The organism is Kitasatospora sp. NPDC034035, from assembly GCF_055575755.1.
Map to the genome: position 1 here is coordinate 1 of NZ_JBVISA010000117.1, position 1,096 is coordinate 1,096.

General features: G+C 70.0%; 1 protein-coding gene. It reads right to left on the minus strand.

Annotated features, from left to right (window positions below):
- Positions 1 to 989: ISL3 family transposase (locus ACZ52J_RS42895; RefSeq protein WP_465626881.1), on the minus strand; the 989-nt coding region annotated here is incomplete at its 3' end.
- Positions 990 to 1,096 lie beyond the last annotated feature (107 nt).

Genomic DNA, 1,096 nt, shown 5'->3' on the forward strand with positions numbered 1-1,096 from the left:
CAGCGCGCGTAGCGGCGGGTGGTGTGGCGGGTCAGCCCGAGTTCACGTCCGATCGCGCTGATGGTCCATCCCTGGGCGAGCAGGTCCTGAACGGCGCGGTGGCGTTCGCGTGTGCGGGTGACCAGCCATTTCTCGCTTCCGGTGTCCGGGTTGAGCGTGGGGTTGGGAGCAGTCGCCGCCCTGGGTTCGGGGTCTGCCGGTGGCGGTGGTGTGAGGCAGGAGCGGTGGGCGATGGCGGTGCGTTCGACCGCGTGGGCCAGGTTGTCCCACAGGTGCCACGCGTCGGCGACCTGCTGTGCCTGCGGTGCTCCGACGTTCGCGGCTTCGGCGTATGCGCCTGCTCGGTCCCGGCAGATCACCTCGATGCCGGGGTGGGCGGACAGCCAGGCCACCAGGGGTGCCTTCTCCCGCCCGGGCAGTATGTCCAGGACGCGATGGGAGTCCAGATCGACGAGCACGGTGCCGTACCGTCGGCCCCGGCGGGTCGCGAAGTCGTCGACGCCCAGCACACGGGGCGCGGTCGGCACCGGGTCGGGTGCCGCCATCACCACGTTGAGCAGGGTGGTCCTGCTGATCGGAATGTTCAGGACGGCCGCCAGCCGGGCGCCGGCCCGCCCGGCCAGGGCAAACGCGATCGCCTGAACGATCTCGGCGAGGACAACCGTGCGGCGGCCGTACCTCGTGGTCAGCTCTGCTATCTGCTCGGCGAAGGTTCGACGAGTGCAAAGAGCGGTGTCGCAGAACAAGCGCCGGACGCACAGCTCGATGGCGACCGGGCGGCCGCCGAGGGCCGCGTCGGCCAGGTGGCGCCGGTAGCGACTGTGCACCCGCCGAGCCGGCACACCACAGTCGGGGCAGGGCACGGTCGTGCCATCCCGGGTTCGGGCGACGATCAGTACCTTTCCGTCCTCGACCCGCACCTGCTCCACCAACACCGGAGCGAGATGCGGGAGCAACCACCGCAGCGTCTCCTCACACGACCGCAGCATCCTGCCGCCTCGACCGGCGCGTCACCAGCGCACCGGAGTACGGGCAGAGCACGTCAGCTGATCAGCATGACGCTCCGTCACCGCATCACGAAAATCTTGACTGAACC